The sequence below is a fragment of the Curtobacterium sp. P97 genome, assembly GCF_023712445.1.
GTDB lineage: Bacteria > Actinomycetota > Actinomycetes > Actinomycetales > Microbacteriaceae > Curtobacterium.
The window spans coordinates 20,472-44,072 of sequence record NZ_JAMAYF010000007.1; the positions used below are offsets into that span (position 1 = coordinate 20,472).

The 23,601-nt window shown below is 67.4% G+C and carries 49 protein-coding genes and 1 pseudogene; 48 read left to right on the plus strand and 2 right to left on the minus strand.

Annotated elements, in window-relative coordinates; translation table 11 throughout:
* Positions 1-10: 10 nt before the first annotated feature.
* Positions 11-388, minus strand: a complete 378-nt coding sequence (locus M3677_RS08925) for a helix-turn-helix transcriptional regulator (RefSeq protein WP_251160305.1) — start codon at positions 386-388, stop codon at positions 11-13.
* A 92-nt stretch (positions 389-480) separates the two neighbouring features.
* Between M3677_RS08925 and M3677_RS08930 the strand changes: the two genes are divergently transcribed.
* From M3677_RS08930 to M3677_RS18565, 31 genes and pseudogenes are all read left to right on the plus strand, one after another.
* Positions 481-705 (plus strand): hypothetical protein, encoded by a 225-nt coding sequence (locus M3677_RS08930; RefSeq protein WP_251160306.1) that lies wholly within the window; start codon positions 481-483, stop codon positions 703-705.
* Positions 702-911, plus strand: a complete 210-nt coding sequence (locus tag M3677_RS08935) for a helix-turn-helix domain-containing protein (RefSeq protein WP_251160307.1) — start codon at positions 702-704, stop codon at positions 909-911. Before M3677_RS08930 ends, M3677_RS08935 begins: the two co-directional genes overlap by 4 nt.
* A gap of 405 nt (positions 912-1,316) precedes the next feature.
* Positions 1,317-1,448, plus strand: a pseudogene (locus M3677_RS18560) (NUMOD4 domain-containing protein); the annotation flags it as partial.
* Between the two features lie 12 nt (positions 1,449-1,460).
* Entirely contained in the window at positions 1,461-1,811 is a 351-nt protein-coding gene (locus M3677_RS08940) for an HNH endonuclease (RefSeq protein ID WP_251160308.1), read from the plus strand.
* Positions 1,812-1,924: 113 nt separating this feature from the next.
* The gene (locus tag M3677_RS08945) at positions 1,925-2,125 is read left to right on the plus strand and encodes a hypothetical protein (protein WP_251160309.1); all 201 of its coding nucleotides are present in this window, start codon (positions 1,925-1,927) and stop codon (positions 2,123-2,125) included.
* A gap of 53 nt (positions 2,126-2,178) precedes the next feature.
* Positions 2,179-2,454 carry a hypothetical protein gene (locus M3677_RS08950; protein WP_251160310.1) on the plus strand — a complete coding sequence of 92 codons (276 nt, stop codon included), beginning with the start codon at positions 2,179-2,181 and terminating at the stop codon, positions 2,452-2,454.
* Positions 2,454-2,615, plus strand: coding sequence for a hypothetical protein (locus tag M3677_RS08955; protein WP_251160311.1), 162 nt, complete (start codon positions 2,454-2,456; stop codon positions 2,613-2,615). Before M3677_RS08950 ends, M3677_RS08955 begins: the two co-directional genes overlap by 1 nt.
* Positions 2,612-2,785, plus strand: a complete 174-nt coding sequence (locus tag M3677_RS08960; RefSeq protein ID WP_251160312.1) for a hypothetical protein — start codon at positions 2,612-2,614, stop codon at positions 2,783-2,785. Before M3677_RS08955 ends, M3677_RS08960 begins: the two co-directional genes overlap by 4 nt.
* Positions 2,782-3,348 (plus strand): HNH endonuclease, encoded by a 567-nt coding sequence (locus M3677_RS08965; protein ID WP_251160313.1) that lies wholly within the window; start codon positions 2,782-2,784, stop codon positions 3,346-3,348. Before M3677_RS08960 ends, M3677_RS08965 begins: the two co-directional genes overlap by 4 nt.
* A 65-nt stretch (positions 3,349-3,413) precedes the next feature.
* On the plus strand, positions 3,414-3,824 hold the full coding sequence (locus M3677_RS08970) for a hypothetical protein (protein ID WP_251160314.1): 411 nt from the start codon (positions 3,414-3,416) through the stop codon (positions 3,822-3,824).
* Positions 3,821-4,087 carry a DUF3310 domain-containing protein gene (locus M3677_RS08975; RefSeq protein WP_251160315.1) on the plus strand — a complete coding sequence of 89 codons (267 nt, stop codon included), beginning with the start codon at positions 3,821-3,823 and terminating at the stop codon, positions 4,085-4,087. Before M3677_RS08970 ends, M3677_RS08975 begins: the two co-directional genes overlap by 4 nt.
* Positions 4,084-4,941, plus strand: a complete 858-nt coding sequence (locus M3677_RS08980; RefSeq protein WP_251160316.1) for a PD-(D/E)XK nuclease-like domain-containing protein — start codon at positions 4,084-4,086, stop codon at positions 4,939-4,941. The genes M3677_RS08975 and M3677_RS08980 overlap by 4 nt, the downstream gene beginning before the upstream one ends.
* Positions 4,938-5,489 (plus strand): hypothetical protein, encoded by a 552-nt coding sequence (locus M3677_RS08985; RefSeq protein WP_251160317.1) that lies wholly within the window; start codon positions 4,938-4,940, stop codon positions 5,487-5,489. The genes M3677_RS08980 and M3677_RS08985 overlap by 4 nt, the downstream gene beginning before the upstream one ends.
* Positions 5,486-5,845, plus strand: a complete 360-nt coding sequence (locus M3677_RS08990) for a hypothetical protein (RefSeq protein WP_251160318.1) — start codon at positions 5,486-5,488, stop codon at positions 5,843-5,845. The genes M3677_RS08985 and M3677_RS08990 overlap by 4 nt, the downstream gene beginning before the upstream one ends.
* Positions 5,842-6,027 (plus strand): hypothetical protein, encoded by a 186-nt coding sequence (locus M3677_RS08995; protein WP_251160319.1) that lies wholly within the window; start codon positions 5,842-5,844, stop codon positions 6,025-6,027. The genes M3677_RS08990 and M3677_RS08995 overlap by 4 nt, the downstream gene beginning before the upstream one ends.
* A gap of 18 nt (positions 6,028-6,045) precedes the next feature.
* The gene (locus tag M3677_RS09000) at positions 6,046-6,861 is read left to right on the plus strand and encodes a hypothetical protein (RefSeq protein ID WP_251160320.1); all 816 of its coding nucleotides are present in this window, start codon (positions 6,046-6,048) and stop codon (positions 6,859-6,861) included.
* Between the two features lie 124 nt (positions 6,862-6,985).
* Positions 6,986-7,432: a hypothetical protein gene (locus tag M3677_RS09005; RefSeq protein WP_251160321.1), complete on the plus strand. Its 447-nt coding sequence runs from the start codon at positions 6,986-6,988 to the stop codon at positions 7,430-7,432.
* A complete protein-coding gene (locus tag M3677_RS09010) occupies positions 7,425-7,613 on the plus strand; it encodes a hypothetical protein (protein ID WP_251160322.1) in 189 nt (62 codons plus the stop codon). The genes M3677_RS09005 and M3677_RS09010 overlap by 8 nt, the downstream gene beginning before the upstream one ends.
* A 401-nt stretch (positions 7,614-8,014) precedes the next feature.
* Positions 8,015-8,377 carry a hypothetical protein gene (locus tag M3677_RS09015; protein WP_251160323.1) on the plus strand — a complete coding sequence of 121 codons (363 nt, stop codon included), beginning with the start codon at positions 8,015-8,017 and terminating at the stop codon, positions 8,375-8,377.
* Complete coding sequence (locus M3677_RS09020; protein ID WP_251160324.1) at positions 8,374-8,832, plus strand: single-stranded DNA-binding protein; 459 nt, start codon at positions 8,374-8,376, stop codon at positions 8,830-8,832. The genes M3677_RS09015 and M3677_RS09020 overlap by 4 nt, the downstream gene beginning before the upstream one ends.
* The gene (locus tag M3677_RS09025) at positions 8,829-9,077 is read left to right on the plus strand and encodes a hypothetical protein (protein ID WP_251160325.1); all 249 of its coding nucleotides are present in this window, start codon (positions 8,829-8,831) and stop codon (positions 9,075-9,077) included. Before M3677_RS09020 ends, M3677_RS09025 begins: the two co-directional genes overlap by 4 nt.
* Positions 9,074-9,205 carry a hypothetical protein gene (locus M3677_RS18035; RefSeq protein ID WP_285844634.1) on the plus strand — a complete coding sequence of 44 codons (132 nt, stop codon included), beginning with the start codon at positions 9,074-9,076 and terminating at the stop codon, positions 9,203-9,205. The genes M3677_RS09025 and M3677_RS18035 overlap by 4 nt, the downstream gene beginning before the upstream one ends.
* Entirely contained in the window at positions 9,202-9,552 is a 351-nt protein-coding gene (locus tag M3677_RS09030; protein WP_251160326.1) for a hypothetical protein, read from the plus strand. Before M3677_RS18035 ends, M3677_RS09030 begins: the two co-directional genes overlap by 4 nt.
* A gap of 103 nt (positions 9,553-9,655) precedes the next feature.
* On the plus strand, positions 9,656-9,853 hold the full coding sequence (locus M3677_RS09035; RefSeq protein ID WP_251160327.1) for a hypothetical protein: 198 nt from the start codon (positions 9,656-9,658) through the stop codon (positions 9,851-9,853).
* Positions 9,850-10,140, plus strand: coding sequence for a hypothetical protein (locus tag M3677_RS09040; protein ID WP_251160328.1), 291 nt, complete (start codon positions 9,850-9,852; stop codon positions 10,138-10,140). The genes M3677_RS09035 and M3677_RS09040 overlap by 4 nt, the downstream gene beginning before the upstream one ends.
* A gap of 151 nt (positions 10,141-10,291) precedes the next feature.
* Positions 10,292-10,813 (plus strand): hypothetical protein, encoded by a 522-nt coding sequence (locus M3677_RS09045; RefSeq protein ID WP_251160329.1) that lies wholly within the window; start codon positions 10,292-10,294, stop codon positions 10,811-10,813.
* On the plus strand, positions 10,810-11,019 hold the full coding sequence (locus M3677_RS09050) for a hypothetical protein (RefSeq protein ID WP_251160330.1): 210 nt from the start codon (positions 10,810-10,812) through the stop codon (positions 11,017-11,019). The genes M3677_RS09045 and M3677_RS09050 overlap by 4 nt, the downstream gene beginning before the upstream one ends.
* Complete coding sequence (locus tag M3677_RS09055) at positions 11,016-11,225, plus strand: hypothetical protein (RefSeq protein ID WP_251160331.1); 210 nt, start codon at positions 11,016-11,018, stop codon at positions 11,223-11,225. Before M3677_RS09050 ends, M3677_RS09055 begins: the two co-directional genes overlap by 4 nt.
* On the plus strand, positions 11,222-11,872 hold the full coding sequence (locus M3677_RS09060; RefSeq protein ID WP_251160332.1) for a hypothetical protein: 651 nt from the start codon (positions 11,222-11,224) through the stop codon (positions 11,870-11,872). Before M3677_RS09055 ends, M3677_RS09060 begins: the two co-directional genes overlap by 4 nt.
* On the plus strand, positions 11,869-12,111 hold the full coding sequence (locus M3677_RS09065; protein WP_251160333.1) for a hypothetical protein: 243 nt from the start codon (positions 11,869-11,871) through the stop codon (positions 12,109-12,111). Before M3677_RS09060 ends, M3677_RS09065 begins: the two co-directional genes overlap by 4 nt.
* Before the next feature lie 275 nt (positions 12,112-12,386).
* On the plus strand, positions 12,387-12,722 hold the full coding sequence (locus M3677_RS18565; RefSeq protein ID WP_368859907.1) for an HNH endonuclease: 336 nt from the start codon (positions 12,387-12,389) through the stop codon (positions 12,720-12,722).
* Here M3677_RS18565 and M3677_RS09070 read toward each other — a convergent pair.
* Positions 12,719-12,955, minus strand: a complete 237-nt coding sequence (locus M3677_RS09070) for a DUF3263 domain-containing protein (protein ID WP_251160334.1) — start codon at positions 12,953-12,955, stop codon at positions 12,719-12,721. The genes M3677_RS18565 and M3677_RS09070 overlap by 4 nt on opposite strands.
* A gap of 764 nt (positions 12,956-13,719) precedes the next feature.
* Here M3677_RS09070 and M3677_RS09075 point away from each other — a divergent pair.
* The 17 genes from M3677_RS09075 to M3677_RS09155 all read left to right on the plus strand — a co-directional run bounded on the left by M3677_RS09075 (position 13,720) and on the right by M3677_RS09155 (position 23,544).
* Positions 13,720-13,866: a hypothetical protein gene (locus tag M3677_RS09075; RefSeq protein WP_251160335.1), complete on the plus strand. Its 147-nt coding sequence runs from the start codon at positions 13,720-13,722 to the stop codon at positions 13,864-13,866.
* On the plus strand, positions 13,863-14,036 hold the full coding sequence (locus M3677_RS09080) for a hypothetical protein (RefSeq protein WP_251160336.1): 174 nt from the start codon (positions 13,863-13,865) through the stop codon (positions 14,034-14,036). Before M3677_RS09075 ends, M3677_RS09080 begins: the two co-directional genes overlap by 4 nt.
* A gap of 9 nt (positions 14,037-14,045) precedes the next feature.
* A complete protein-coding gene (locus tag M3677_RS09085; protein WP_251160337.1) occupies positions 14,046-14,246 on the plus strand; it encodes a hypothetical protein in 201 nt (66 codons plus the stop codon).
* 15 nt (positions 14,247-14,261) lie between these two features.
* Positions 14,262-14,573 carry an HNH endonuclease gene (locus tag M3677_RS09090; protein ID WP_251160338.1) on the plus strand — a complete coding sequence of 104 codons (312 nt, stop codon included), beginning with the start codon at positions 14,262-14,264 and terminating at the stop codon, positions 14,571-14,573.
* Between the two features lie 221 nt (positions 14,574-14,794).
* Positions 14,795-15,265 carry a hypothetical protein gene (locus tag M3677_RS09095; protein WP_251160339.1) on the plus strand — a complete coding sequence of 157 codons (471 nt, stop codon included), beginning with the start codon at positions 14,795-14,797 and terminating at the stop codon, positions 15,263-15,265.
* On the plus strand, positions 15,265-16,914 hold the full coding sequence (locus M3677_RS09100) for a hypothetical protein (protein WP_251160340.1): 1,650 nt from the start codon (positions 15,265-15,267) through the stop codon (positions 16,912-16,914). Before M3677_RS09095 ends, M3677_RS09100 begins: the two co-directional genes overlap by 1 nt.
* A gap of 10 nt (positions 16,915-16,924) precedes the next feature.
* On the plus strand, positions 16,925-18,265 hold the full coding sequence (locus tag M3677_RS09105) for a phage portal protein (protein ID WP_251160341.1): 1,341 nt from the start codon (positions 16,925-16,927) through the stop codon (positions 18,263-18,265).
* Entirely contained in the window at positions 18,246-19,094 is an 849-nt protein-coding gene (locus M3677_RS09110; protein WP_251160342.1) for a hypothetical protein, read from the plus strand. The genes M3677_RS09105 and M3677_RS09110 overlap by 20 nt, the downstream gene beginning before the upstream one ends.
* A 62-nt stretch (positions 19,095-19,156) precedes the next feature.
* Positions 19,157-19,648: a hypothetical protein gene (locus tag M3677_RS09115; protein ID WP_251160343.1), complete on the plus strand. Its 492-nt coding sequence runs from the start codon at positions 19,157-19,159 to the stop codon at positions 19,646-19,648.
* A 57-nt stretch (positions 19,649-19,705) separates the two neighbouring features.
* The gene (locus M3677_RS09120; RefSeq protein ID WP_251160344.1) at positions 19,706-20,689 is read left to right on the plus strand and encodes a P22 phage major capsid protein family protein; all 984 of its coding nucleotides are present in this window, start codon (positions 19,706-19,708) and stop codon (positions 20,687-20,689) included.
* A gap of 13 nt (positions 20,690-20,702) precedes the next feature.
* Positions 20,703-21,269, plus strand: a complete 567-nt coding sequence (locus tag M3677_RS09125) for a hypothetical protein (RefSeq protein WP_251160345.1) — start codon at positions 20,703-20,705, stop codon at positions 21,267-21,269.
* Positions 21,269-21,607 carry a hypothetical protein gene (locus M3677_RS09130; protein WP_251160346.1) on the plus strand — a complete coding sequence of 113 codons (339 nt, stop codon included), beginning with the start codon at positions 21,269-21,271 and terminating at the stop codon, positions 21,605-21,607. Before M3677_RS09125 ends, M3677_RS09130 begins: the two co-directional genes overlap by 1 nt.
* On the plus strand, positions 21,600-21,854 hold the full coding sequence (locus M3677_RS09135; protein ID WP_251160347.1) for a hypothetical protein: 255 nt from the start codon (positions 21,600-21,602) through the stop codon (positions 21,852-21,854). The genes M3677_RS09130 and M3677_RS09135 overlap by 8 nt, the downstream gene beginning before the upstream one ends.
* 8 nt (positions 21,855-21,862) lie before the next feature.
* A complete protein-coding gene (locus M3677_RS09140; RefSeq protein ID WP_251160348.1) occupies positions 21,863-22,273 on the plus strand; it encodes a hypothetical protein in 411 nt (136 codons plus the stop codon).
* A gap of 112 nt (positions 22,274-22,385) precedes the next feature.
* The gene (locus M3677_RS09145; RefSeq protein ID WP_251160349.1) at positions 22,386-22,943 is read left to right on the plus strand and encodes a hypothetical protein; all 558 of its coding nucleotides are present in this window, start codon (positions 22,386-22,388) and stop codon (positions 22,941-22,943) included.
* Positions 22,944-22,946: 3 nt separating this feature from the next.
* Positions 22,947-23,132, plus strand: coding sequence for a hypothetical protein (locus tag M3677_RS09150; protein WP_251160350.1), 186 nt, complete (start codon positions 22,947-22,949; stop codon positions 23,130-23,132).
* 79 nt (positions 23,133-23,211) lie between these two features.
* A complete protein-coding gene (locus M3677_RS09155; protein WP_251160351.1) occupies positions 23,212-23,544 on the plus strand; it encodes a hypothetical protein in 333 nt (110 codons plus the stop codon).
* Positions 23,545-23,601 lie beyond the last annotated feature (57 nt).

The following is a 23,601-nucleotide window of genomic DNA, read 5'->3' on the forward strand; positions in this document are numbered from 1 at the left end:
AGATCGGTGGTCAGTCGAACTGTTCGTCCGTGTCCATCTCAGGGTCGGTGGTCGCTGCGTGGGGCAGCTTCTCGATCTCGTCGACGGTCATGTCCTCAACCCGCTTCGGGTGAAGGGTGGTCACATTCTGACCAGCGACCTCCGACAGTTTCGCCGCCCGCTTGTCCGCTGCGTCGAGGATCTCCTGTGCCGAGATGCCGAGCGCGCGGGCGATGTCGTAGAGCCGGCTGATCGGAATCTCGGCGTTGCCGGACACCAGCCGAGTCATCGTCGCGACCGAGAACCCCGCACCCTTCGCAACGGCCGCCTTGGTCGTGTCTTCTCGGGAGATGAACCCCTTGATCACGTCAGCGGTGGCGCGGTTGATGAACTCATTCGGATCGGTCACCTCGTCACAGTACCGGAGTCGATCCTCACTTTTGCGGATAAATCCCGCGTCCTCGCTTGTGCTCGTCAGATTTGACGAGTAGCGTTGCAGGCATGAGCAGGAGGACGAACCCCCAGACGATCGGCCAGCACGTGAGTGCGCTGATCGTCGCTGGCGGTGCCAACGTGGCAACCGTCGCAGCAGCCGCCGACATGGACAAGTCCGGACTACTCGCACGCCTCAACGGCGACCGCGAGTTCACAGTCCGGGAGCTCGCCCGTGTCGGCGGCTTTCTGCGTCTCAGCACCTCCGCGCTTCTCCCAGGAGGATCCGCGTGAACGACAAGACCCCCGGCGACAAGCTCGCCTACACGATCGACAACCTCGCCCGCGCAGTGGACGTGTCCGACTGGACCATCCGGCAGGCGATCAACTCAGGGGACCTCATCCCGGTCTACCCGGGCAAGAAGAAGGCCCTGATCCCCAAGTCGGAGGCCGAGCGCTGGCTGCACTCGCTTCCCACTGAAAGGCCCGAAGCCTCCTAGCTTCCGGCCCCACCTCTTCCGAACTGCGCGCCTCACGGAGGGCGCTGTTCGGCGCGCACGGAAACGGGCGCATCAGCACCACCCGCGTCGCTTGCCCCTAGCACTGGACGTCTCTTCGGAGAGGTGCAGCACGGGTATCAGGCCCCTGGACAGCAGTCAGCCGACTGCGGCGGCGACAGCAGCGGGAGAACTACACAGAGTCTTTCCGCCCCTGGCATGACGGGGGCGCGGCAGTGAGCAGCACGGGCGTCGTTGTGGGCGTGGCCGGCATTCCTGCCGAATCTGCGGACGGATCACCGTAATCCGCGGCCCAGCCACATGCGTGGGGCTGGTCGGTGATGAACGCAGACAAGTCATGCGGCCCCGGATGGTCGTAGCAGCGTGTTCGACTCCGCTGCCGGGGACATGGAACAGGAGAGATGGCTACCAGTGCCGAACTGGACTGACTACGAGGTCTCGGATCGTGGCCGGCTCCGCCGCGCTACTCCGGGCAAGAACACGCACCCGGGCCGAGTCCTGCTGGGCCGAGTCGACCACAAGGGCTACCGCATGTTCATGATGCCCGGCGGGAAGCGTGAGAGAGCGCACCGGCTCGTGGCGCAAGCGTTCGTCGCGCCCTACTTCGGCGATCTTGTTCGTCATCTCGACGGCGACCAGACGAACAACAGCGCGGCGAACCTTGCGTGGGGCACGGCACAGGACAACACGGACGACCGGAAGCGGCATGGCCGGAAGACGGGCTGGCATCACCTGCAGACCCATTGCAAGTGGGGGCACCCGCTGACGGAGGGCAACTTCCGCTGGAGCAACATCCGCGGACGTGAGCCGTACCGGGTCTGCCTTGCCTGCCGGCGAGACCAGGCCAGGAGACGTGCGGCACGTCAGCGGATGCCCGCTTGACCATCAGCCCCCGAGTCGTAGTCGGGATTGTCCGCGTTCGAGTCGCGGCGGGGGCACCAGCGCGCCCGGACCCCTAACCGGGCGCGCTCCCTCATCTATCGAAGGAGCCCAACGTGCACTACATCGAGATCCAGACCGCGGAGAACAGTCGACTCATCGGCTGGGTCCGCATCTACGGAGACAGCGACCTCGACCGTCTCCTGCGGTGGGGCAGCAGCCTGCTCGACGGCGTTCACCCCAAGCCGTCCCTCCGCGTCACCGACTCCGAAGGCGTCGTCGCCGGCGCATGGCAGAAGGACGGGTACACCGCATGAGCCCCGCAGCTCGCACCACCGACCCGGCCACGTCGCACGCTGCAGCGAGATCCGTGGCGAACGTCACCGTCGTCCAGTCCCGCATCTTCGACATCATCCGCGACGCCAGCCTGTTCGGCGGCGGCATCACGGATGAGGGAATCATCGCGACGTACTCCCGTCAGGCGCGGGTGAACGCGTGGACGATGCCGTCGCCGTCGTCGATCCGCACCCGCCGTAAGGAGCTCGAGGACCGCGGTGAGATCAGGCCGTACGTCGATGAGGACGGCAACGTCGTTCACGGTCACACGGAGCGGGGACGGCTGGCGCAGATGTGGACGGTCGCCTGATGGCCGAGATGACCGGCGACATGTTCGGCCGCGCGTGGCCTGGGGAACCGTACGCGATCGAGTTCGAACCGACCGCAGAGCAGACCGCCGCAATCGAACGGCTCGCTGCACGACACAACTCAACCGAGCTGCTGCCGATGCTGCTGGGGGTGACCGCATGAAGACCGCACTCGCACTCATCGCACTCGGTGTCCTCGCTGGCCTGTTCGCGTCCGCCGCTGACCGGTACTCGCTGACGTGGACGTTCCTCGCGTGGCTGGTGTTCGTGTCCGCGGTCGGGTCGCTCCTCCGAGTCCACGCCGTCGTCAACGGTGAGGAGGAGGACCGGTGAGCTGCAACAAGTCAATTGAGCAGCGGTTCTGGCCCAAGGTTGACCGCTCTCGAGGCGAGCACGCGTGCTGGTTGTGGAAAGCCGCTTGCACCGACCAGGGGTATGGGTCGATCAAGGTGAACGGCAAGACAGCCCTTGCGCACCGGGTGTCCTACGCGCTGTTCGGTGGCGACCTGACCAGAGCACGGGTACTCGACCACACATGCTTCAACCGTTCATGCGTGAACCCGCGTCACCTGCGAGCTGTGACGACCAAGCAGAATGCCGAGCACCTTCGGGGATCGCGCCCCAGCAACCGCAGCGGCATTCGCGGCGTGGTCTGGCAGAAGCGGACCGGCAAGTGGCAAGTGCGCGTGACGCACAACCGACGCGCTTACTACGGCGGCACGTTCTCGGACCTTGCGTCTGCTGACGATGCTGCAACCGCGTTGAGAGCCGCGCTGTTCTCACACGACGACTACCAACCGACGGCAGCACGCGCCGACTACGAAATGCAAACCGAGCTCGATGGCAAGGAGATCGCGAGATCTGCCGAGAGCGACCTCGTCTCAACCTGCGACTGACCGTCGCCACAATCCCGCGCGCCCCACCCGGAGAGCGCGCCATCAACCATGCCCAGGAGGCAGACATGAGCAACAGTTGGAAGGACGCGGCTGAGTCGTCCGACGCGGCCGTGCAGAACATGAGAGCCGGCAACCATGCTCTCGCGCAGACGCACGCGGTCGTCGCGATCATGCACCTGCTCAGCGCGATGAACAAGCCGGCGGAGTTCACGCTCAACGTCAAGCCAGACCTCTTCAGCCTCAACGACGCCGGCGCACGCATCAACGCGAGCCTCTGGAACGTGCAGCCGCCCACCCTCCCCACCGAGCCGGGCATCTACCAGGACCGGCACGGCCTCCCCTGGTGGAGGACCGCCGTCGAATCCGACGCACCGTGGATGAGCATCACCCACGGGCACTGCGACGACCGCTGGTTCACCGACCAGCACGCCGCGCAGCACGCACCCTTCACCCGGATGGAGGCGGTGCAGCGATGAGCGGCACTGAGGACGTCGTGAACCATCCGTCGCACTACACCGCTTACCAGGGCATCGAGGTGATCGACCTGACGGAGCAGATGAACTTCAACCGGGGCAACGCCGTGAAGTACATCGCACGCGCCGGCCTCAAGGACCCCGCGAAAGAGGTCGAGGACCTGCAGAAGGCCCGCTGGTACCTCGACCGGGAGATCGCCCGACTCAGCGCCCCCGGAGCCATCCGGATCCAGCGGGCACCGCAGGACGAGTGGGTGGAGGTATGACCGGCCGAATCGACCTCGCGCTCCCTGAGGCGGAGTACCACGCCCACCCGGCCCTGTCCTCGACCGGCGCACGCCGCCTCCTCGACTCACCTGCCCGGTTCGACTACTGGCAGAAGCACCCGCAGCCCGGGAAGCAGTCGTTCGACGTCGGCACCGCGGTGCACACGCGAGTCCTCGGGATCGGCGCGGGGACGATCCCGTACCCGGACGAACACGTCACCGCATCCGGAGCCGTCAGCACAAAGGCTGCGACGGTTGCGTGGGCGGAGGAGCAGCGTGCGATCGGCCTGACCCCGGTAGCACCGGCGCAGGCGGCGCGGATCGGCGGGATGGCAGAAGCGGTGCTCAAGCACCCAGTCGCCCGTCCGCTGTTCGAGCGCGGCGGGCACCCCGAGACGTCCGTGTTCACCACCGACGAGGACACCGGCGTCGACATGCGTGCCCGGTTCGACTACCTGTCGCTCACCGGTCGTCCCGTCGCCGTGGACCTCAAGACCACCGCGAAGTCCGCATCCGTCGACGGCTTTACCCGCACCGTCGCCGACTACGGCTACGACGTCCAGCAGGCCCACTACCTCCGCACCCTCCGCAACCGGTCCATCCCGTTCTACTTCGTCGTCGTCGAAGCCGAAGCACCACACCTCGTCGGCGTCCACCACCTCGACATCGAATGGGTCCGCATGGGGGAAGCGCGAGTGCAGCGTGCGCTCGAGCTCTACGCCGAGTGCACCGCATCCGGCATCTGGCCCGGCTACCCAACCGAGCCGCAACTCATCAGCCCGCCCAACTGGCTCGTCTACCAGCACGAGGACGAGTACGGGCCCGTCGAAACCACCACCGTGAGGCACCTATGAACATCTCCAAGCTGCGGCAATCCAACAGCCAGCAGATCAACGCCGATGACCTCTTGAGTTCGCCCGTCACCGTCACCGTCACCGGAGCGGTAGAGGGCACCGCAGAGCAGCCGGTACTCGTCTCCGTCGCCGAAGTACAGGGGAAGACGTACCGGCCGTCGCTCACCATGCGGAAGGTGCTCGGAGCGGTCTGGGGCGACGAGACCAACGTGTGGATCGGCAGACGCCTCACCCTGTACCGCAACCCCGACATCCGGTTCGGTGGGCAAGTCGTCGGCGGCATCGAGATCTCAGCGATGAGCGGCATCGACCGCCCCGTCGAAGTGTCCGTCCTCGAGAAGCGCGGCAAGCGGAAAGCGTTCACCGTCCAGCCGCTCGCGGATGCTGCACCCGGCCGCGACTGGCAGTCCGAACTGCAGCTCGCCGGCACCGACATCGAAGCGCTCCGAGCTCTCGGCAACGCTGCCCTCCGCGCGAAAGCCGACCAGTCCGTCATCGCCGCCATCCGAGCAGCCGTCGACCAAGCGCAGAAGGGCGGCACCGAATGAGCCGGAGCAAGCAGAAGGGCACCGCCTTCGAGCGGGCCATCGCCGACTACCTCGCCCAGCAGATGCACGACGACCGCATCGACCGGGCCCCCCTCGTCGGCGCGAAGGACAAGGGCGACATCTCCGGCGTCGTCTCACCATTTGGCCGGATCGTCCTCGAGCTCAAGAACCACAACCGGCAGGAACTCGCCGTCTGGGTCGACGAAGCCGAGACGGAACGCGGCAACGCGGATGCTCTCGTCGGCGTCGTCGTCCACAAGCGCCGCGGCAAGGGACAGCCCGGTGATCAGTACGTCACCCTCACCGTCGACGGGCTCGTGAAGCTCCTCGGCGGACCGATCGGCAACGACCGATGAGTTCCGTCGAGCCCGGCGACTGGTTCCAGTCCAAGGGCAACCCGGCCGCCTTCCTCGAAGTGCTCGCCGTGTGGACGGAGAGCGGCGAGGAGCAGGTAAAGGTCCGCGTCGGCAAACAGGAACGCACCTGCTCGAAGCGGTACCTGCTCAACACGTGGACACACCTCGAGGACGACGCATGACAACAGGAAGGAGGAACGATGGCGAAGGACGACAGGCTCTACGCCCGCTTTGACATCGCGATGGACGAGCACCCGAAGATCATGCTGCTATCCGACGCCGGTTTCCGTGCACTCATCGAGGCGACGTTGTACTCAAGACGGCAGCTCACGGACGGCTTCCTCGCCGCCCGTATCGCTGAACGCAAGTGGGGCCGCGACGTCATCACCGAGCTCACTGGCAATGATCCGGAGCGCCCGTCGTGGCAGCCGTACGAGAAGGACGGCGTGGACGGGTACATGATCCACGACTTCGCGGAACACCAGACCACCAACGCCGACATCGAGGCGAAGCGTGCGGCTGGACGCAAGGGCGGGCTAGCGAAAGCTGCCAGGACGGGTAGCAAACCGCTAGCACCTGCTACGGATGTGCTACAGCAGAACGCTAGCACCACCTCTAGTCCACCCCTAGCTATTACAGAGACAGAGACAGAGACAGAGACACCTACTTCTAACGAAGTAGGTGAGAAGCCGCGCAAGCGCGGTACACGCATCCCTGAACCGTTCATCGTCGATCGCGCCATGAGGGAGTGGGCGGCCGAGCACACGCCGGGCGTCGACGTGAACTTCACAACGGCGAAGTTCGTTGATCACTGGCGGGCAAAAACCGGCAGGGACGCAACGAAGCTCGATTGGCGTGCGACGTGGAACAACTGGCTGCGCAACGACTATCAGCGACTGCCCCAAAGGAGACCGCAGCAGCAGCCCTCACGTGGCACTCGCCGTGACGACGAACTGCTCGCGTTCATGACCCGCGACGACAACAACGACCAACAGCAGTGGGAGATCGAAGCATGACTCAAGCAATTTGCAAGCACTGCGGTAAGCCAATCCACTTGACGCATTGGACCACTGCTCCGTGGAGTCATGGCTCAGGCGATAACGAACCCGTCTGCCAGTCGACGACGATCGCGGAGCCCAAATGAACCGCCCCGAAGTGCGTCGACTTCTCGGCTACATCTCGGCCGGATTCGACAACCGTGCCCTGTCCGACGCGACCGCCGAAGTGTGGTCCGAGGAACTACCCGACGTCAGCTTCGACGTCGCCAAGGAAGCCGTACGCCGGCACTTCCGGAAACCGACGCCACGACCATACCTGTCGTTGGACGTGCTCATGGACGAGATCCGGGTGCTCACACGGCAGACGACGACGGCGATCGAGGAGGACGTGCGCTCAGCGAAGGCACGCGGACTCCTGGACGCCTCATGGCCTGCACGTGAGCCGTTGCCTGCAGCAGTTGCCGCTCGGCTCGCAGAAGCCCGCCAGACGTTCGCGAGACAGGCGGCCGCGATCGAGTCTCGCGTCATCGAGAACCCGCGCAGCCTCGGTGAACTTGGACGGCCCGGAAAGGACATGCCCCGTGACTGACGACCGCGAACGTTGGCGCATCACCAAGGAAAACATCTACGACCGCGATCTGCGGCGACGCGTTCAGCACAAGGCCTGGCACCTGTATCGGGGCCGAAAGCTGATTGCCAAGTACCGCCGCTGGGAGCGTGCCTGGGAGCACCTGGACGCCATCCACCGCAAGTTCCCGGAGGTGTTGTGACTGACCAAAACGACTGGGACGTGTGGCCGGCACCGCACACGAAACCGGAACATTACGAGTTCGACCGCGACGCACACGAAGCGGAAGTGCAGCAGTGGATCGAGCACTACCGGAAGGAACGAGGGGAGGGCAATTCATGAACGAGCCATGTGATCGATGCAAGACCTCAACCGATGGCATCTACCGGCATGAGCAATACGACCCCGACAAGGAGCGTTGGATCGACAGCCTCAGGAACGGATTCCGGAAGACGACGAAGGTTTACGAGACCGTACACACAGCTCGGTTCTCACGCCTCGTCTACGGCGACCGCACCGTAAAGAGCAACACCTTCACCGACTTCCACCTGTGCCCGTCCTGCTGGGACGGCCTGACGGACTATCTGTTCCCCAGGCGACCGCATGAGCGATGACGCGTGGGAGAACTTCATCGCCTCCATCGACCCGGTAGCGCTTGAAGCCGAACGAATGCGCGTCCACGGCAACCTGATGACAGAACGGTTCGGGTCAAGACAGCACCACGAAACCGTCCGCGCCCATGAATGGCTGAAAGCGCACCGGCAAGACGCGACCACCGCAGTCACGGGCAACACACCTTGTGAAATCTACCCGACCGTGAGCGACGACGAGCTCTTGGCGTCCCTCGAAGAGGTGGCCGAATGGAACGCCCGGCAGACGGTATCGCGACATGCACGTGACGCCGCGAACCAGAAATACAAGCAGTACAGAGACGCCGCGCGTGCGGCAAGGAAGGCAGCAGCATGAGCAAGGCAACCATCACCGTCGAGGGTTTCGTCACAAAGGACCCCGAACTGAAGCAGCACAACGGCAAGCCCGTCATCGCCGTCGACATCGCACACACGCCCCGCAAGAAGGACGGCGACCAGTGGGTAGACGCCGGCGACACGATCTGGTTCCAGGCGTCCTTCTGGGAACGTGACGCGGAAGCGATCGCAGCGTCCGTACGCAAGAGCACGCTGGTGACCGTCACCGGCCAGCCCGAGCTGAACGTGTACACGCGCCAGGACGGCACCCCCGGCGTTTCGGTGCGCATCAAGTTCGGCACCCTCGGCGTCATCCCCAGGCAGGCGCAGGGCGGCCAGCAGCGCCCGTCCGACCCGTACGCCGGACAGATGGACTACACGCAGCAGAACGCGCCGCAGACAGGCGCACAGGAGACCTGGCTTGGCGGCTCTTACCAGGATGAGAGCCCGTTTTGACCGGCATCAGCGTCGACCCGATCGTCGTCTTCGCCGCCTTCCGGTATGCGCTCGGCCGAAGCACGTACATCACCAGCGACATCACTGACTGCATCCAGCGCAACGCGAGCGCCCTGCCCGCCACCGATCGAGCAGTCATGGTCCGAGAAATACGGGAGGCCATCGTCACCGGCCAAGCGGGTATGCCAACGGATGTCGAGGCCTGGCAGCGCACGCTCGAACGACTCAGCAAGGAGAACCGATGACCGCCACCCCAGCGACCCGCATCCGTCTCGACGCGCTCCTCCGCCTCCTCACCCAGAGCGGCGAAATCACACCACTCGGCGTCCGACAAATCGAACGCGTACTCGACAACGAAGGGATCACCACATGACCGAGCAAGAGCCGACCGTGCAGGTGCCAGTGTCGCTGCCGACGCGCGAGGAGATCGCGGAGGCGTGGGATCGAGCGCGCGAAGACAGCTCCATCCCTCGAAAGCGCAGTGGTGCAATGCGCCCAGTTGATGCGTTCGAGGCAGGCTTCCGTTCTGCGCTCGCCCTCCTCTCGCAGGCGACCCCGACCGCCGAGCAGTGCGGGGCAGTGTTCCCGGGAGACTTCCAGGGGCCGCCCATGTACTGCACGCGCCCGGTCGGTCACCAGGGCCCTCACGATGCAGATGGCATGCGCTGGCTCAACCGGTACACGATCCGCGACGTGACACCACCCAAGGACGCCCCATGACCACCCGCGAGGAGTGGCGCACGATCCTCCTCGACCGGGGCGTCGACGAGGACACCGCTGACCTGATGTGCCGCGTCTACGCGGACGACGAGGAGGACGACTGATGACCAAACCGATCAAGACCACGGGCGACAAGGAAGTGACGGTCGACCACACCTCGCGAGGAATCGTGGTCGTCACCGTGGGGCGCTCGCTTCCGATCCGCTACGAGCCGGCGGACGCAGCACGACTCGCGGACGCTCTCAAGACCGAGGCACAGAACGCGATCCACGCCGAGCGCGTGGGGAGGAGGAAGACGTGACCGAGAGTCAGTACATCCAGGCGCGGCCAGCAAACGGGTACCTGGTGCACGCCATCCCACGGACCGCGACGCAGCAGGTGACCCAGGCGGAGCGAGATCGATACCAGGCACTCGTCTACGCCACCGCCCTCTGTGGGGTCCGAGGCTCGTCAGGCATGGGCGCAGGCGGCATGCGGATCACCCCGATCGTCCCGCCCGCGTTCACCATCGATCCCACCTGGGGGCCGCCGCTCGGGTCCTGCCGCCGCTGCGCCCAGATCCTCCGCAAGCAGCAGTCGCGGTCCTGATGCTCGAACCCCTCCACCAGCCCGGGGAGCTCTGCACCCACCAGTGCAAGGAGTTCCCCGAGCTGTGTCCAGCCAACACCACCCCACCACCACGGCGAGCGCTCCGACAGCGGAGGGCTCGCCGTCGTCGTTCCCAGACCAGGAGAGACCCATGACCGACATCGAGACACCGCGCCGCACGAAGCGCCGCTACGCACACGAGCTCTTCCCTGCCGGCGACGAGTGGGAGGTCCGCCCCCTCGCCGTCGAGGTGCCCCGCCTGTACGCCCGCGCGATGGGCTTCGAGGTCGACGGCACCGGCTGGTACGACCTCCTCGACGCCGGCTCGACTGCGGACAGCCGCACGGCGGGCAACCGGACGTTGCAGCTCGTCGACTGCCGGAACATCGCGTTCCTCGCCGACGCCCTCGCGCAGGGCCTCACCGGCGACGACGCCTGGACGTGGGCGGAGGAGCACGCCCGCGACGAGTCCGGCGAACTCGCGTGGGAGCGCGCCGAGCACTACGGCGTCCGCCCCGAGCTCATCAAGCCGTACCCGTGCGGCCCCGAGCCGGATCACCACGACCACTTCGCCGACATGGAGAACCGTTGCGGCATCACCACCCAAGTCGACGGCCCCGAGTCCGCCTGCCCGACCTGCACCGAACCGATCCCCGCCGAGGAGGAAGCATGACCGTCACCCTGCCGCCCGACCAGTACGAGGGGCAGCAACTCTGCCCCCGCTGCGGAGACGACGGCACCGGCCACCGGTACCAGATCTGCGCAGAGGAGCAGCCCCTCGGCTTCCGCCCGACACACGCCGAATCATGCGAGCGCTACAGGTACGCCAACGAGCTCTGCAGCGCATGCGAGTCGCTGTACGAACAGGAGACCCCATGACCACCACCGAACAGCCACAGCGCTCGCCGCAGCCGACGTACCGATGGGAAGTCCAGTCGGATGCGCCGTACTGGTCGCTGATCGACGCAAGCGCAGTCGAAATCACCGGCACCGGAGACCTCGTGTTCTTCGTGGACGGCGAGGTCATCCAGACCTTCGCTGCGCGTCACTGGCACAGCTGCGAACGAAAGGGGGAACGCGGATGACCGTCATCGTCGGCTGCATCACGAACACGATGCGCGATCAGAAGCCCTGCCTCCGCCGCGACGAACACCTGCCTACCTGCGACGGCACCGAGTACGCCTGGTCCATCCACGACGGCGTGTGGCTCGAGACCGACCAGCCCTGCACCGGATGCTCACCCCGGCCCGCCGCCCACGGGCTCCTCTGCGGAGGCCACTGGGGGCGCGTCGAAGCCGCTGTGAAGGCGTGGCCCGACCTGCACGACGTCCTCACCCAGTTCGACCGCCTCGTGCAGCAGGAAGGCGGCTCGAGCGGCCACGAGTCGTCCGTGCCGATCAGCGCCACCAAGCTCGCCATCGACGAGGTTCAGTCCCACCAGCGATCGTTCACCGGCAACGTCGACGTGTGGGTCGCGGGGGAGCAGGGTGCGGCCGAGTCGATCCGGTTCGCGGCCGCCGTCAACCGGGCCATCCGCACGTTCCCCACCGAGGAGGCTGCGCACAGCGTGCAGATCCTCCGCTGCCCCGAGTGCGAGCTCCGGTCCCTCGTCTGGCACCCGCCGACGTCGACAGCGGAACCCGTCCGCATCGAGTGCCGCAACCCGAAGTGCACCTACGACGTCGACCAGGACACCTTCGAACCCGAAACCAGAACCGTGGAGGCAGCATGACCGAATGGGTCAGCATCCGAGAAGCGGCGATCCTCGCCGGTAGAGCACCGCAGAACATCTACGCGTGGATCAACAAGGGCAAGCTCACTTCCCGGCGCAACGCTCAGGGGCAGCTCGAAGTCAACGGAATCGACGTCCTCCGCGTCGAGTCGACCGTGAAGCCCGGCCGTCCGCGGGGCACGGTGACACGCCGAGGGATGGTTGTTGACAAAACCCGTGAAAGGCGTGAAAGTAGCTAGTGAGGATTTACCCGTGTGTCCAAATCCGGCACGCGCTTGGAAGCCCCGACCACTATGGTCGGGGCTTCCGCCGTTTCCAGACATGAGAGGCCCCCGCGCTGCTGTAACAGCCGGGGGTTTGACCGACTCGGTGAGGAGTCGATATGCGAAGCGTATCAGTCAGCAAGGATCGCCTGCGGTTCTGGTCCAAGGTCGACAAGACGGAGACCTGCTGGATCTGGACGGCTGGGAACACCTGCGGATACGGCCGGTTCAAGATCGCAGGCCGAATGGCCATGGCGCATCGAGTTGCGTGGTCGTTCGAGCACGGCGATGTTCCGGCTGGGATGGTCCTGGACCACATGTGTTTCAACACGATGTGCGTTCGGCCGTCCCATCTGCGATCGGTGACTCCGAAGCAGAACATCGAACATCGTGCCCGCGCAAACTCGAACAGTAGCACCGGCGTCCGAGGCGTCTCCTTCGCTGCGGGTGCCTACGTTGTCCGCGCAAAGCACAACCGGAGGACCGTCAACGGCGGCCGGTTCAAAACCCTGGCAGAAGCAGAAGCCCGGGCCGTCCAACTGCGTGCTGAGCTGTTCACCCACGACGACGCATTAGCACCGAGCTAGCCGAAGCGACGAGCGCCCCGCAGCGCTGCACGCTTCTCGGTCGCTCGCTGCACACGACTCGCGACCACCGCGTAGTCGGCGAGCACGTCCTCACGCTTGACCAGCCGCTGTAGACGCTGCTCGTACCGGACCCACGACTCACCGAACGTCTCACGTACCGCCGCTTCCTTGCTGCGGTCGTTCCTCGGGTGCAACTCCTCGAAGGCGAGGATCGCGCGCTCGTCATCCGTCATCACCACAGCATGCGCCGCACCGCCGACACGGTCGCGGCCGCGACTTCCATACCCGCCGCAAGTCGTTCAGGGGACGACAGGCGGGGCCGAACAAGACGCTGGTGCCTCCGCAGACGCATACGGAGGGGCAAGCCGGGTGCAGATCCGGGACCGATCACGGTGGTCAGCCCACCCGCGGAGGCTCGCCGCGACAACAACGAGCTTCGGGAAGGCGGACGGTCGGACCGGTTGGGAACGCCCGACCGGAGCGCACCGACCGTCCGCCAGTCCCGCCCTGAGTTTGAGGACACCGTGAGAATCACGGCAGTCCCAAACTTCCCCCAAACTTCGCAGAGGCCTTTGCCGGACCAGTCCTGCGTCGAAGTAGACCGGCTGAGCAGTCTCACGCGGTGGCCTGCCAGGTGAATCCGAGCAAAGCTGCCGCCCCGCCAGAGAGCGGGCGTAGGAGACCAGCGAGACGGTGCTGCCACCGCTCAGCCGTTCAATCGGCGTCGCCCTCCACGCCCGCTCTGCTGTGCGCCCCACTCTTCCCCGTCACCCGCAGACCACAACAGATGCTGCTGCGACGAGCTGACGGGGATCTAACGCGCCGTCTTCCCTCGGGCACACCCACCTGACACGTGGACCTGAGACGTGAGCGGCCACCACTTGAGGGCGTCAGCGCGAACCTGTAGCGCGAAGGACGTCCACGACGGGTACGACTCTTGGCCCGAGACGCACCTGCGCCCTCACCACTTCCGCCCCCGAGCACACAGGAGAACACGATGGACGAAGAGATCGACCGCGAGAACCGCCGGATCGCACTCGACCATGCCGTGAAGGTCAGCACCTACGACGGCGAGACCGGCAACGAGGAACTCGTGCAGCGCGCCGAGGCGTACCTGACGTTCCTCAACGGGTCTTCCTCGTGAAGCTCTCCGCCATCCGCGCGTTGCTCAAGCAGCACGGCCACAAGACGACCGCCGAGATCGACCGCTTCGACGTGAAACGCGCCGCCGGCGAGGTCATCGGTGTCGACGTCATGCTGACCGACGGCACCCTCGCCTACCTGCCCGTCGATGCAGTAGCCGGGCGGGGGTAGGCGCAGCTCATGCCCGGAGGGGCCGGCATTACAGCCGGGCACCCGGAGCCCCCACGAACCGGAGCCCCCACCCGGACGGTCCGCCTGCGCTTCCCCGAGCCGGACGCAACGCACCGCACCAGGACGAACACGCGCACCTCGCTCGCGCCCATCGGCTACGACAGCGAGGGCGCGCCGCTGTACGCATGGCAGCTCGACGACGAGCGCTGACGACAGGAGCACGACGTGGGCGAGCAGTGGTCAGGCAGCACACGCAAGCAGCGGCTACCGCGCGACTGGGACGAGCGGCGCGCGGCCGTTCGCGATCGCGCCGGCGGACGATGCCAGGGCACGATGCGCGACGGCACACGCTGCGTCGAGCTCGGCACTGACTGCGACCACATCGTGCACGGCGACAACCACGCTCTCTCGAACCTGCAGTGGCTGTGCTCATGGCACCACGACAAGAAGACCGCACGCGAAGCGCTCGAAGCACGACGACACCAGCGCGTCCCGTCCGCGCGTAAGCCACGCGAGAAGCACCCAGGACTCAGGTAGACACCGACGCCACGAACACGCGGCACACGGGCGTACAGAGGGGGCCTCCACCCCCTCCCCCCGGGGTCGCCCCGGTCGTAGAGGTGCTGTGGCCGAGGCTGTGTACGGGTCTGGGGATTCTCGCCCCGCCACGGCGCGTGCCCGTGGCATGAGACGTACCACGTTCACTCTGCCCCTGACCGCAACGGACACGAGGGCATCACCCGAAACGGGAGCCCATCATGCCCGGACACGGCCCCGCACCGAAGGACCCGAAGAAGCGCGCACGACGCAACGCGGAGACGACCGTCGTTCGCATCCTGCCGCGAGCCGTCGTCGCGCAGCCAGAGCTGCCGACAATCGCGATCGAGGAGGACGGCGAGCTCCGCGAGTTCCGGTGGCCGGCCATCACTCGCGAGTGGTGGGACATGTGGGCGACGTCGCCGCTCTCGCTCGACTTCACCGCGACCGACTGGTCCGAGCTCCGAGACACTGCGCTCATCCACGCCCGCTACTGGAACGGCGACATCAAGCTCGCCGCCGAGCTCCGACTGCGGACGGCGAAGTTCGGCGCGACCCCCGAGGATCGCGCCCGGCTTCGGATCTCGTTCGCGCAGGCCGAGGACGCCGAGACGAAGACCGCCACCCGGCGCGCCAGCTCGCGCGATCGGTTCGGGGGCGTGGCTCTGCCGAAGGAAGCGACGGGAGACTGATGCCCTGGCGACCGCTCGACGGCGAGGAGTTCCCGACCCTCGGCTACCACGTCGCGGACCAGATGGCGGAGTTCCTCGAGTACGTCGTCTCTCGCGAGCAGCTCGAGTTCCTCATCCGGCTTTACGAGCTCGACCCGGCCACCGGCAAGCGAGTGAAGACCCGCGCCGTGATCCAGCGCCCCCGTGGCTGGGGCAAGTCCCCGCTGCTGGCATCGATCGGCCTGGCCGAAGCGCTCTTCGAGGTCGTCCCCGACGGCTGGGACGCCGGCGGGCAGCCCGTCGCGCGGCCGTGGATCGACTTCAAGAGCATCATCAACGTCCCGATCACCGCAACGTCGGACGACCAGGTGGGCAACACCTGGGCACCGATGCTCGAGATGGCTCGCACGGACTCGCTCGTCGACGAGTTCGACATCGACCCGATGGACACCTTCATCGGGATCCCCGGCGGCAAGGTAGAGCCACGCACCTCGTCCGGTCGGTCGATCAAGGGCCTCCCGGGACAGGTCGCGGCGATCATGGACCAGACCGAGGAGTGGGTCCGCGGCAACGGCGGGCTGCGCCTCGCACAGAACATCCGCGACAACTCGACCAAGGCCGGCGGCGTCGTCATCGAGTCACCGAACGCGTTCACCCCGGGCGAGAACTCGGTCGCGGAAGCGTCCGCCCGCGACTGGGAGCTCATCAAGAGCAAGAAGTACGTCGACCTGGCCAAGACGCGGCAGATCCACTACGACCACCGTGAGGCCCCGGCGGACACCGACCCCACCGACCAGGCATCCCTCGAGTACGGGCTGCGGTACGCGTACGGCGACAGCTCGGACCACCCCGACGGCTGCGTGATCCACAATCCGCCCTGCGAGCCCGGCTGGGCTCCGATCGAGCGCCAGATGCTCGCGTTCCTCGACACCTCGAACGATCCGCAGTCGCTCCGCGCGAACTTCCTCAACCAGATCACCCACGCGACCAACTCGTACATCTCGCAGCCCGAGCTCCGCGCGATTCAGGATCTCGACAAGGTGATCTCGAAGACGGAGCCGGTCACGCTCGGCTTCGATGGCTCGGAGGGGCGCAAGCCCGGCCGCGGCACCGCCGACTCGACGGTGCTCATCGGCTACTCGGTCACGCAGAAGCACCTGTTCAAGCTCGGCGTCTGGGAGCAGCCCGACGGCCCCAAGGGCGAGGGCTGGCGGCCCCCGGTGCTCGAGATCGAGGCGAAGGTCCGGCAGGCGTTCAAGGACTACAACGTCGTCGGCTTCTACGCCGACCCCTCCGCTGGCTGGGCCGGTCACGTGAAGACGTGGGAGGCCGAGTACGCGAAGCGGCTCAAGGTCCGGATGTCCCGCGACGAGCCGATCCGCTGGCGGCAGAAGGATCTCGCGCGCACAACGGGCACGTTCGACCAGCTCGAGTCGGCGATCGCCGCCGGCGACATCAGCTACGACGGCTCTCCGGAGCTCACCGCCCACTTCCTCAACGCCCGGCGCGACCCGCGCCGGTCCGGGTACGTGCTCAAGAAGCCCGACGAGGACCAGGACGGCAAGAAGATCGACGCCACCTGGGGCGCGATGTTCGCCTACGCGGCCGGCATCGACGCGCTCGGCGCGAACCTCACGAAGAAGAAGACCGCCGCCCGCCGCATCCGCTGAGAGGAGAACCGTGGCTACCACCCCGGCCGAATGGCTCCCGATCCTCGCGAAGCGCCTCGACGCCCGCCAGAAGCGGATCGAGAAGAACCGTTCCTACGCCAACGGCAACGCGCCGATGCCCGAGATGGGTGCGAACACCCGCGAGTCGTGGAAGGCGTTCCAGAAGAAGGCCCGCACGAACTACGGCGGACTCACCTGCGAGTCGCTCGGCGGCCGGATGGTCCCCAACGGGGTCCGCGTCGGCACGTCCACGACCAGCGACGCCGTGCTCGCCGCCCGCCGGGTCTGGCGCGACAACCGCCTCGACGTCGTCTTCGGCGACGCGATCGCGAACATGCTCACCACGAGCGTCGGCTACCTCGTCACCGGTGTCCGCGACGGCCGCCCGATCATCACCTCCGAGCTGCCCGAGCAGGTCATCACCGCCCCTGACCCGACGCAGCCCTGGCGGGCCCGCGCCGCACTCAAGGCGTGGCGCGATCCCGACGACGGCAAGGACTACGCCCTCGTCTGGCTCCCCGGCGTCCGGCAGCTCTTCTCCCGCAAGTCGACGAACTCGAACGGCACCCCGCAGCCGCAGGTCGACGGCGACTGGGAAGAGGACCGCCCCGCCGAGCTCCACGCTGGCGGCGTCCCGGTCTACGTGCTCGAGAACAAGGGCGGCGTCGCCGAGTTCGAGCCGCACATCGACGTCATCGACCGTGCGAACCTCGGCAAGCTGCAGCGCCTCGTCGTCACCGCGATGCAGGCGTTCAAGCAGCGCGCCATCAAGGGGGGCCTGCCCGAGAAGGACGACGACGGCAACGACATCGACTGGGCGAAGGTCTTCGACCCCGCGCCCGGAGCGCTCTGGGACCTCCCCGAGGGCATCGACGTGTGGGAGTCGGCCGAGACGGACATCCGGCCGCTCCTCGAGGGCGAGAAGACCGACGCGCGCGACTTCGCCGCCGTGACCCTCACCCCGCTGTCCGTGTTCATCCCCTCCGGCGAGAACCAGTCCGCCGAGGGAGCGCAGAACGCGAACAAGGGTGAGATTCAGAAGGCGAAGAACCGCATCGCGCGGGCGACCGCGCCGATGGAAGGGTCCCTCCTCGAAGCGCTCCGCGTGCTCGGCGTCGACGACGGCGAGACGATCGAGCTGCTCTGGGAGCCGCCGGAGCACATCTCGTTCGGCGAGAAGACCCTGGCGGCGAAGCAGGCCAAGGAGGCCGGCATGTCGGCCCGGTGGATCAAGCAGAACATCATGGGGATGTCGCCGGACGAGATCGACCAGGACGAGTCCAACGCCACCTCCGACGCGCTGCTCGCCGCGACCCTGATCGGAGCCGCCGGTGGCAACGGCAACGCTTGACCAGCTGACCGCCGCGCACCAGACGACGACGGCGCAGATCCGCGACCGGACGCTCGCCGTCACCGCCGCCCGGTGGGACGCATCGCCGGCGTACCGGGACGCTGACATCGACCAGCTGATCGCGCAGATCCTCCCGCAGGTGCAGGCCAGCCAGCTCGCCACTGCGACGCTGACGAACGCCTACATCGGGCAGGCCGCGCGCCTCACCGGTACGGCGATCGCCCCGGCGACCGTGAACCGCGACGCGATCCTCGGCTACCGCGGCGTCGACTCGTACGACGTCTACCGCCGCGGCGCGGTCACGCTGTACACGGCCCTGTCGAACGGGTCGCCGCTGAGTCTGGCCGTCGGGTACGGGCTCGACCGGATGCTGACGATCGTCGCGACGGAGCTGCAGCAGGCGAAGAACCGGCAGGCGCAGCGCGCACTCGAGGAGTCCGGCTTCTACGGCTACCGGCGGGCCCTCACCGGCCTCGAGAACTGCGCGCTGTGCGCCATCGCGTCGACACAGCGCTACTCGAAGTCGGAGCTCATGCCGATCCACCCAGGCTGCGACTGCGGCGTGCAGCCGGTCCGGGACGCCGACGGGCCGGGCACGATCCTCGACCCCGACGTCCTCGAGCGCACGCACGCGCTCATCGACCAGAAGCTCGGCGGCACCGACCGCGGCGCACGGGACCTCGGCATCGAGAAGACGTCGTCCGCAGGCAAGCCCCTCAGCGACTTCACGGACCTCGTCGTCGTCAACGACCACGGCGAGCTCGGTCCCACCCTCGCGTGGCGGTCCGACAAGTTCACCAGCGCCGCGGACATCGCAGCGCTCACCTGACTTCCCCACGCCGTGGGGAGTGACCGAAACGGTCAACCACCAACCCGAAACGGGAGATACCGATGCCGGACGACGACAACAAGCCGAAGCCGACCGAGGGCGCAACGCTCGAGGAGCAGCTGGCAGCAGCACTCGCCGACGCTGAGAAGTGGAAGGGCCTGTCTCGCAAGAACGAGGAGCGGGCCACGTCGAACGCCGACAAGGCGAAGAAGTTCGACGAGCACGAGGAAGCGAACCGCACCGAGCTCGAGAAGGCCATCGCCCGCGCCGAGGCAGCCGAGAAGACCGTCGCGGAACGCGACGCGAAGGACACGGCCGCCACGCTGCGCGACGAGGTCGCCGCCGCGAAGGGCTTCGCCGATCGGAAGATCAGCGCGACCGCCCTCCGAGGTGCGACCCGCGAAGAGCTCGAGGCGCACGCCGACGAGCTGCTCGCCCTGGTCCCCGCGCCCCCCGCAGGCCCCTCGGCCGACGGGCAGGGACAGGCCGGACAGCAGATCGGCGAAGGCGAGATGTCGGCGGAAGACGTCGTCACGGCAGCCACCACCAGGTAACCCCCGCTGGCGTTCGCCACGAACCCAAGCGGCCACAACACACCCCGAGGAGGGATCGTGGCGGACAACAACATCTTCACGAAGGGCACGAAGTTCGCGCAGACCGCGCTGGCTCTGCTCCGGAAGACCATCAAGGCCCCCGGCCTGTTCACGACCAAGTACAGCGTCGCGGACTTCCGCGGTGCCGAGGGCGACACGATCGGCGTGAAGCGCCCGGCCGTGCTCGTCGCCCGCGAGAAGGCGTGGCGCGGTGACGACGAGATCGTCATCGACAAGCTCGTCAACACGAAGATCCAGGTGAAGCTGGATCGGCACGTCTACAGCGCCGTGGCGCTCTCCCCGGAAGAGGAGACGCTCGACGAGGTCGACTACGTGCGCGACGTCCAGGCCCCGCAGGTCACGGCCGTCGCCGAGGCCGTCGCCGCGGTGGCCGTCTCCGCGCTCACCGGCGCGACGTTCGTCAACTCGGTCAAGTTCAACCCGAACTCGGCCGACGCCGTCGAGTCCGACCCCCGCAAGGTCGCGATCCGTGCTCGGAAGCTGTTCCAGAAGGCACACGTGCCGGCTTCCGGCCGCTTCTGGCTCGTCGGCGCGGACATCTCCGAGGCGATCGCCTCGCACGACAAGCTGCTCGAGGTCGACACCTCCGGGCTGCCCGAGGCGCTCCGCGAGGGCGTCGTCGGTCGTCTCGGCGGCTTCACTATCGTCGAGCTCGACGAGCTCGACCCGACCGCCTCGTACTTCGTGCACGAGTCGGCGATCGCCTGGGTCGTCGTGGCCCCGGTGGTGCCGAACGGCGTCGCGAAGGGCGGCGGCGTCGCGGCCGGCAACGGCCTCGCCGTGACGCAGCTGTGGGACTACGACAGCGACCACCTCCGGGACCGCTCGATCGTGCACGCCTTCGCCGGCGCGAGCACGGTCACCGACCCGAAGACGAACGCGGACGGCTCGCTCGTCCTCGACTCGGACAACCAGCCGACGCTGCAGTTCGTCCGCGCGATCAAGGTCACGTACAGCACCACCGCCCCCGCGGCGTCCTGAGAGGAGTGAGGTCATGGCCGACAACGCCCTGGCGAAGTCCACCGACGTCTCCGACGCGCTCGGTCGTGACCTCACGCCCTCCGAGGCGAAGCAGGTCCCCGGGCACCTCCTCAAGGTGTCCGAGCTGTTCCGCCTCGAAGCTCGCCAGCAGTTCACCCGCGGTCGGTCCACCAACCGGCTCCGGGTGAACGCCGGCGCGCTCACGCTTCCCCAGCGCCCCGTGCAGACGGTGCACACGGTCGACGGCGAGCCCGCCGACCGGTTCACCCTCATCGGCCAGCGCCTCGAGGTTCCCGTGGCGACCGGCACGTTCGTCGTCGTCGACTACGACCACGGCTACGACGAGGTCCCCGACCTCGTCCGCCTCACCGTCGCCGGCGTCGTCGCGCAGCTGCTCGAAGCCGACCCACGGGCCCGCGCCGGCGTCAGCCAGCGCGGCGAGACGCGCGGGCCGTTCAGCAGCCAGGAGACGTACGCGGCGTGGGCGCAGGGCGCGTCCCCGCGGCTTGCGCCCGACGACGTCCGGACCGCGCAGTCGTACCGGGTGAAGACCTACGGCTCGATCGTGCAGGGGTACTGATGGGCGGCGAGTCCGTCACCTGGCACCACCGCTCCGCCACCGGCGAGCTCGACCGCTACCGGAAGCCGATCCAGGCCGACGTCGACACCGTGATCGACAAGGTGCTCGTCGCGCCGAACCTCGGCGACGAGGTCACCGGCACCGACGCCGACACCTCGAACCCCCGCATCACCCTCTACTTCCCGGCGGCCGTCGGCATCGGCCCCGCCGACCAGTTCACCGTCCGCGGCACCCGCTACAAGGTGTTCAGCAGCGAGGCCGACTGGTCTACCGGCATGACCGACTGGAACCCCGGATCCGTCGTGCAGCTCTCCCGGACGGAGTACGTCGATGGCTAGATCCCGCGTCGTCCTCAACCGCCGCGGCTTCGGCGCGGTCCTGGCGTCCGCCGCGATGGAGCGCCAGCTGCGCCCCTACGCCGACGACATCGCCGCGCAGATCCCCGGCGCGACCGTCACCGCGATCCGCACCGGCGTCGGCACCGCGAACTCCCGCGTCCGCCTCCGCGTCGAGGCTGAGGTCTGGGAGCGGGCCAGGCTCGTCGCCGCCATGCGCGCGGTCCTCAGCAACGCAGCATCCCGGTAGGAGGGCCCGTGCACGGCGTCATCTACGGCGACTTCCTCGCCCACCTCATCGCCCGCACCGACGCGCTCCTCCGCACCCGCACCGAGCCGTACGCGGCCGGCGTGGACGTGTCGAACCGGAAGGGTGCCACCGGACGTCGCGCGGTCGTCCTGACGACCAGCCCGGGCGGCGGCACCGGCAACACGCTCCGCACCTCCTACGTCACGGTCGACGTCGTCACCGACGACGAGGGCACCACGGTCGACCTCATCAACCTCGTCCTCGCGCTCGTCACCTCGCGCGGCTCCGGCGGCATGGTCGACGGGAGTCCGATCACCCTCCTCGAGGTGAACGGCGGCCCGAACCCGGACCCCGCACCCGACGGCTTCTACAAGCAGACCGCCGAGCTCGAGGTCCAACACCGCGGCTCCTCGCTCTGAGCCGCCCACACACGAAGCCCTGCCGACCGGCGGGGCTTCTCGCATTCCTCCCACCGAGCAGGGACCCCAGGGGCACACGCCCACCACACCACAACTGGAAGGAAGGGCCCTCGTGTCCCTCAAGGCAGAGAACGTCCGCGTAGCGGTCACGGGCGCGGTGTACAACGCCCCGAAGACCGCCGCGCGTCCGGCAACGGCGACCGAGGCTCTCTCGGCCGACCACAAGGACCTCGGCTACGTCGGCGACGGCGGTGTCACCGAGACCCGCGACCGGTCGACGAACCAGATCCGCGCGTGGCAGAACGGCGCACTCGTCCGCGAGCCCGTCACCGAGTCCACGATCCGCTACAACTTCATCCTCCTCGAGACGAAGAAGGAGACCATCGAGCTGTACTACGGCACGAAGGTCGCCGCGGACGGCTCGGTCAAGATCAACCCGTCCAAGACCGGCGGTCGCCAGTCGTTCGTCATCGACGTCATCGACGAGGACGACATCATCCGCATCGACATCCCCGACGGTGAGGTCACCGAGGTCGGCGACCAGGTCTACGTGAACGGCGAGGCCATCGGTTACGAGGTCACCGTCACCGGCTACTCGATCACCGACGGCGACGAGACCTACTCCGCTGTCAAGTGGTACGGGTCCCTCGACACCACCGCGGGGGCCTGAGCGATGGCCGCCGCGAAGACGATCCTCGTGCGCCACACGCACACGGGCGAGATCAAGGAAGTCACCGCCGAGCAGCGCGAGAACCAGGACAAGAACTACTGGGTCCGCATCACCGGCGACGCCAAGCCGGCTGCCCCCACCGCGCCGGAGCCGAAGACCACCCCGAAGGCGACCACGCCCAAGGAGTGACCGACCGGTGTGCCGGGGCGCTCGGGCCCCGGCACACCACCCACCCCACCCGAGCACTCCACCGAGCTAGGAGAACAACATGGGCGACACCGCCACCAAGGCCCTGCAGATCAAGGCCAAGACCCGTCCGCCGCTCGTCATCGAGTACGCCGGCACCGAGTACACCCTGCCCGGCCGCATCCCGGCCGAGATCATGACGATCCAGGCGCAGCACAAGAAGCCGAAGAACCCGGACAAGAAGGTCCAGGAGCAGTGGCAGCGCGACCTCGGCGTCGCCACGATGGACAAGTTCGTCGAGCTCGTCCTGCCCGAGGACTTCCGCGCCGCCGTCGACCTCGAGGACCTCGAGACGGTCTTCGAGCACTGGGCGGGGCACGTCGGCCTGGGGGAATCGAAGGACTCCGAGAACTAGCGGAGTCCTACCCCGACGAGCTCGTCTGGGAGCTCCACCAGCTGGGGATCGACGTCG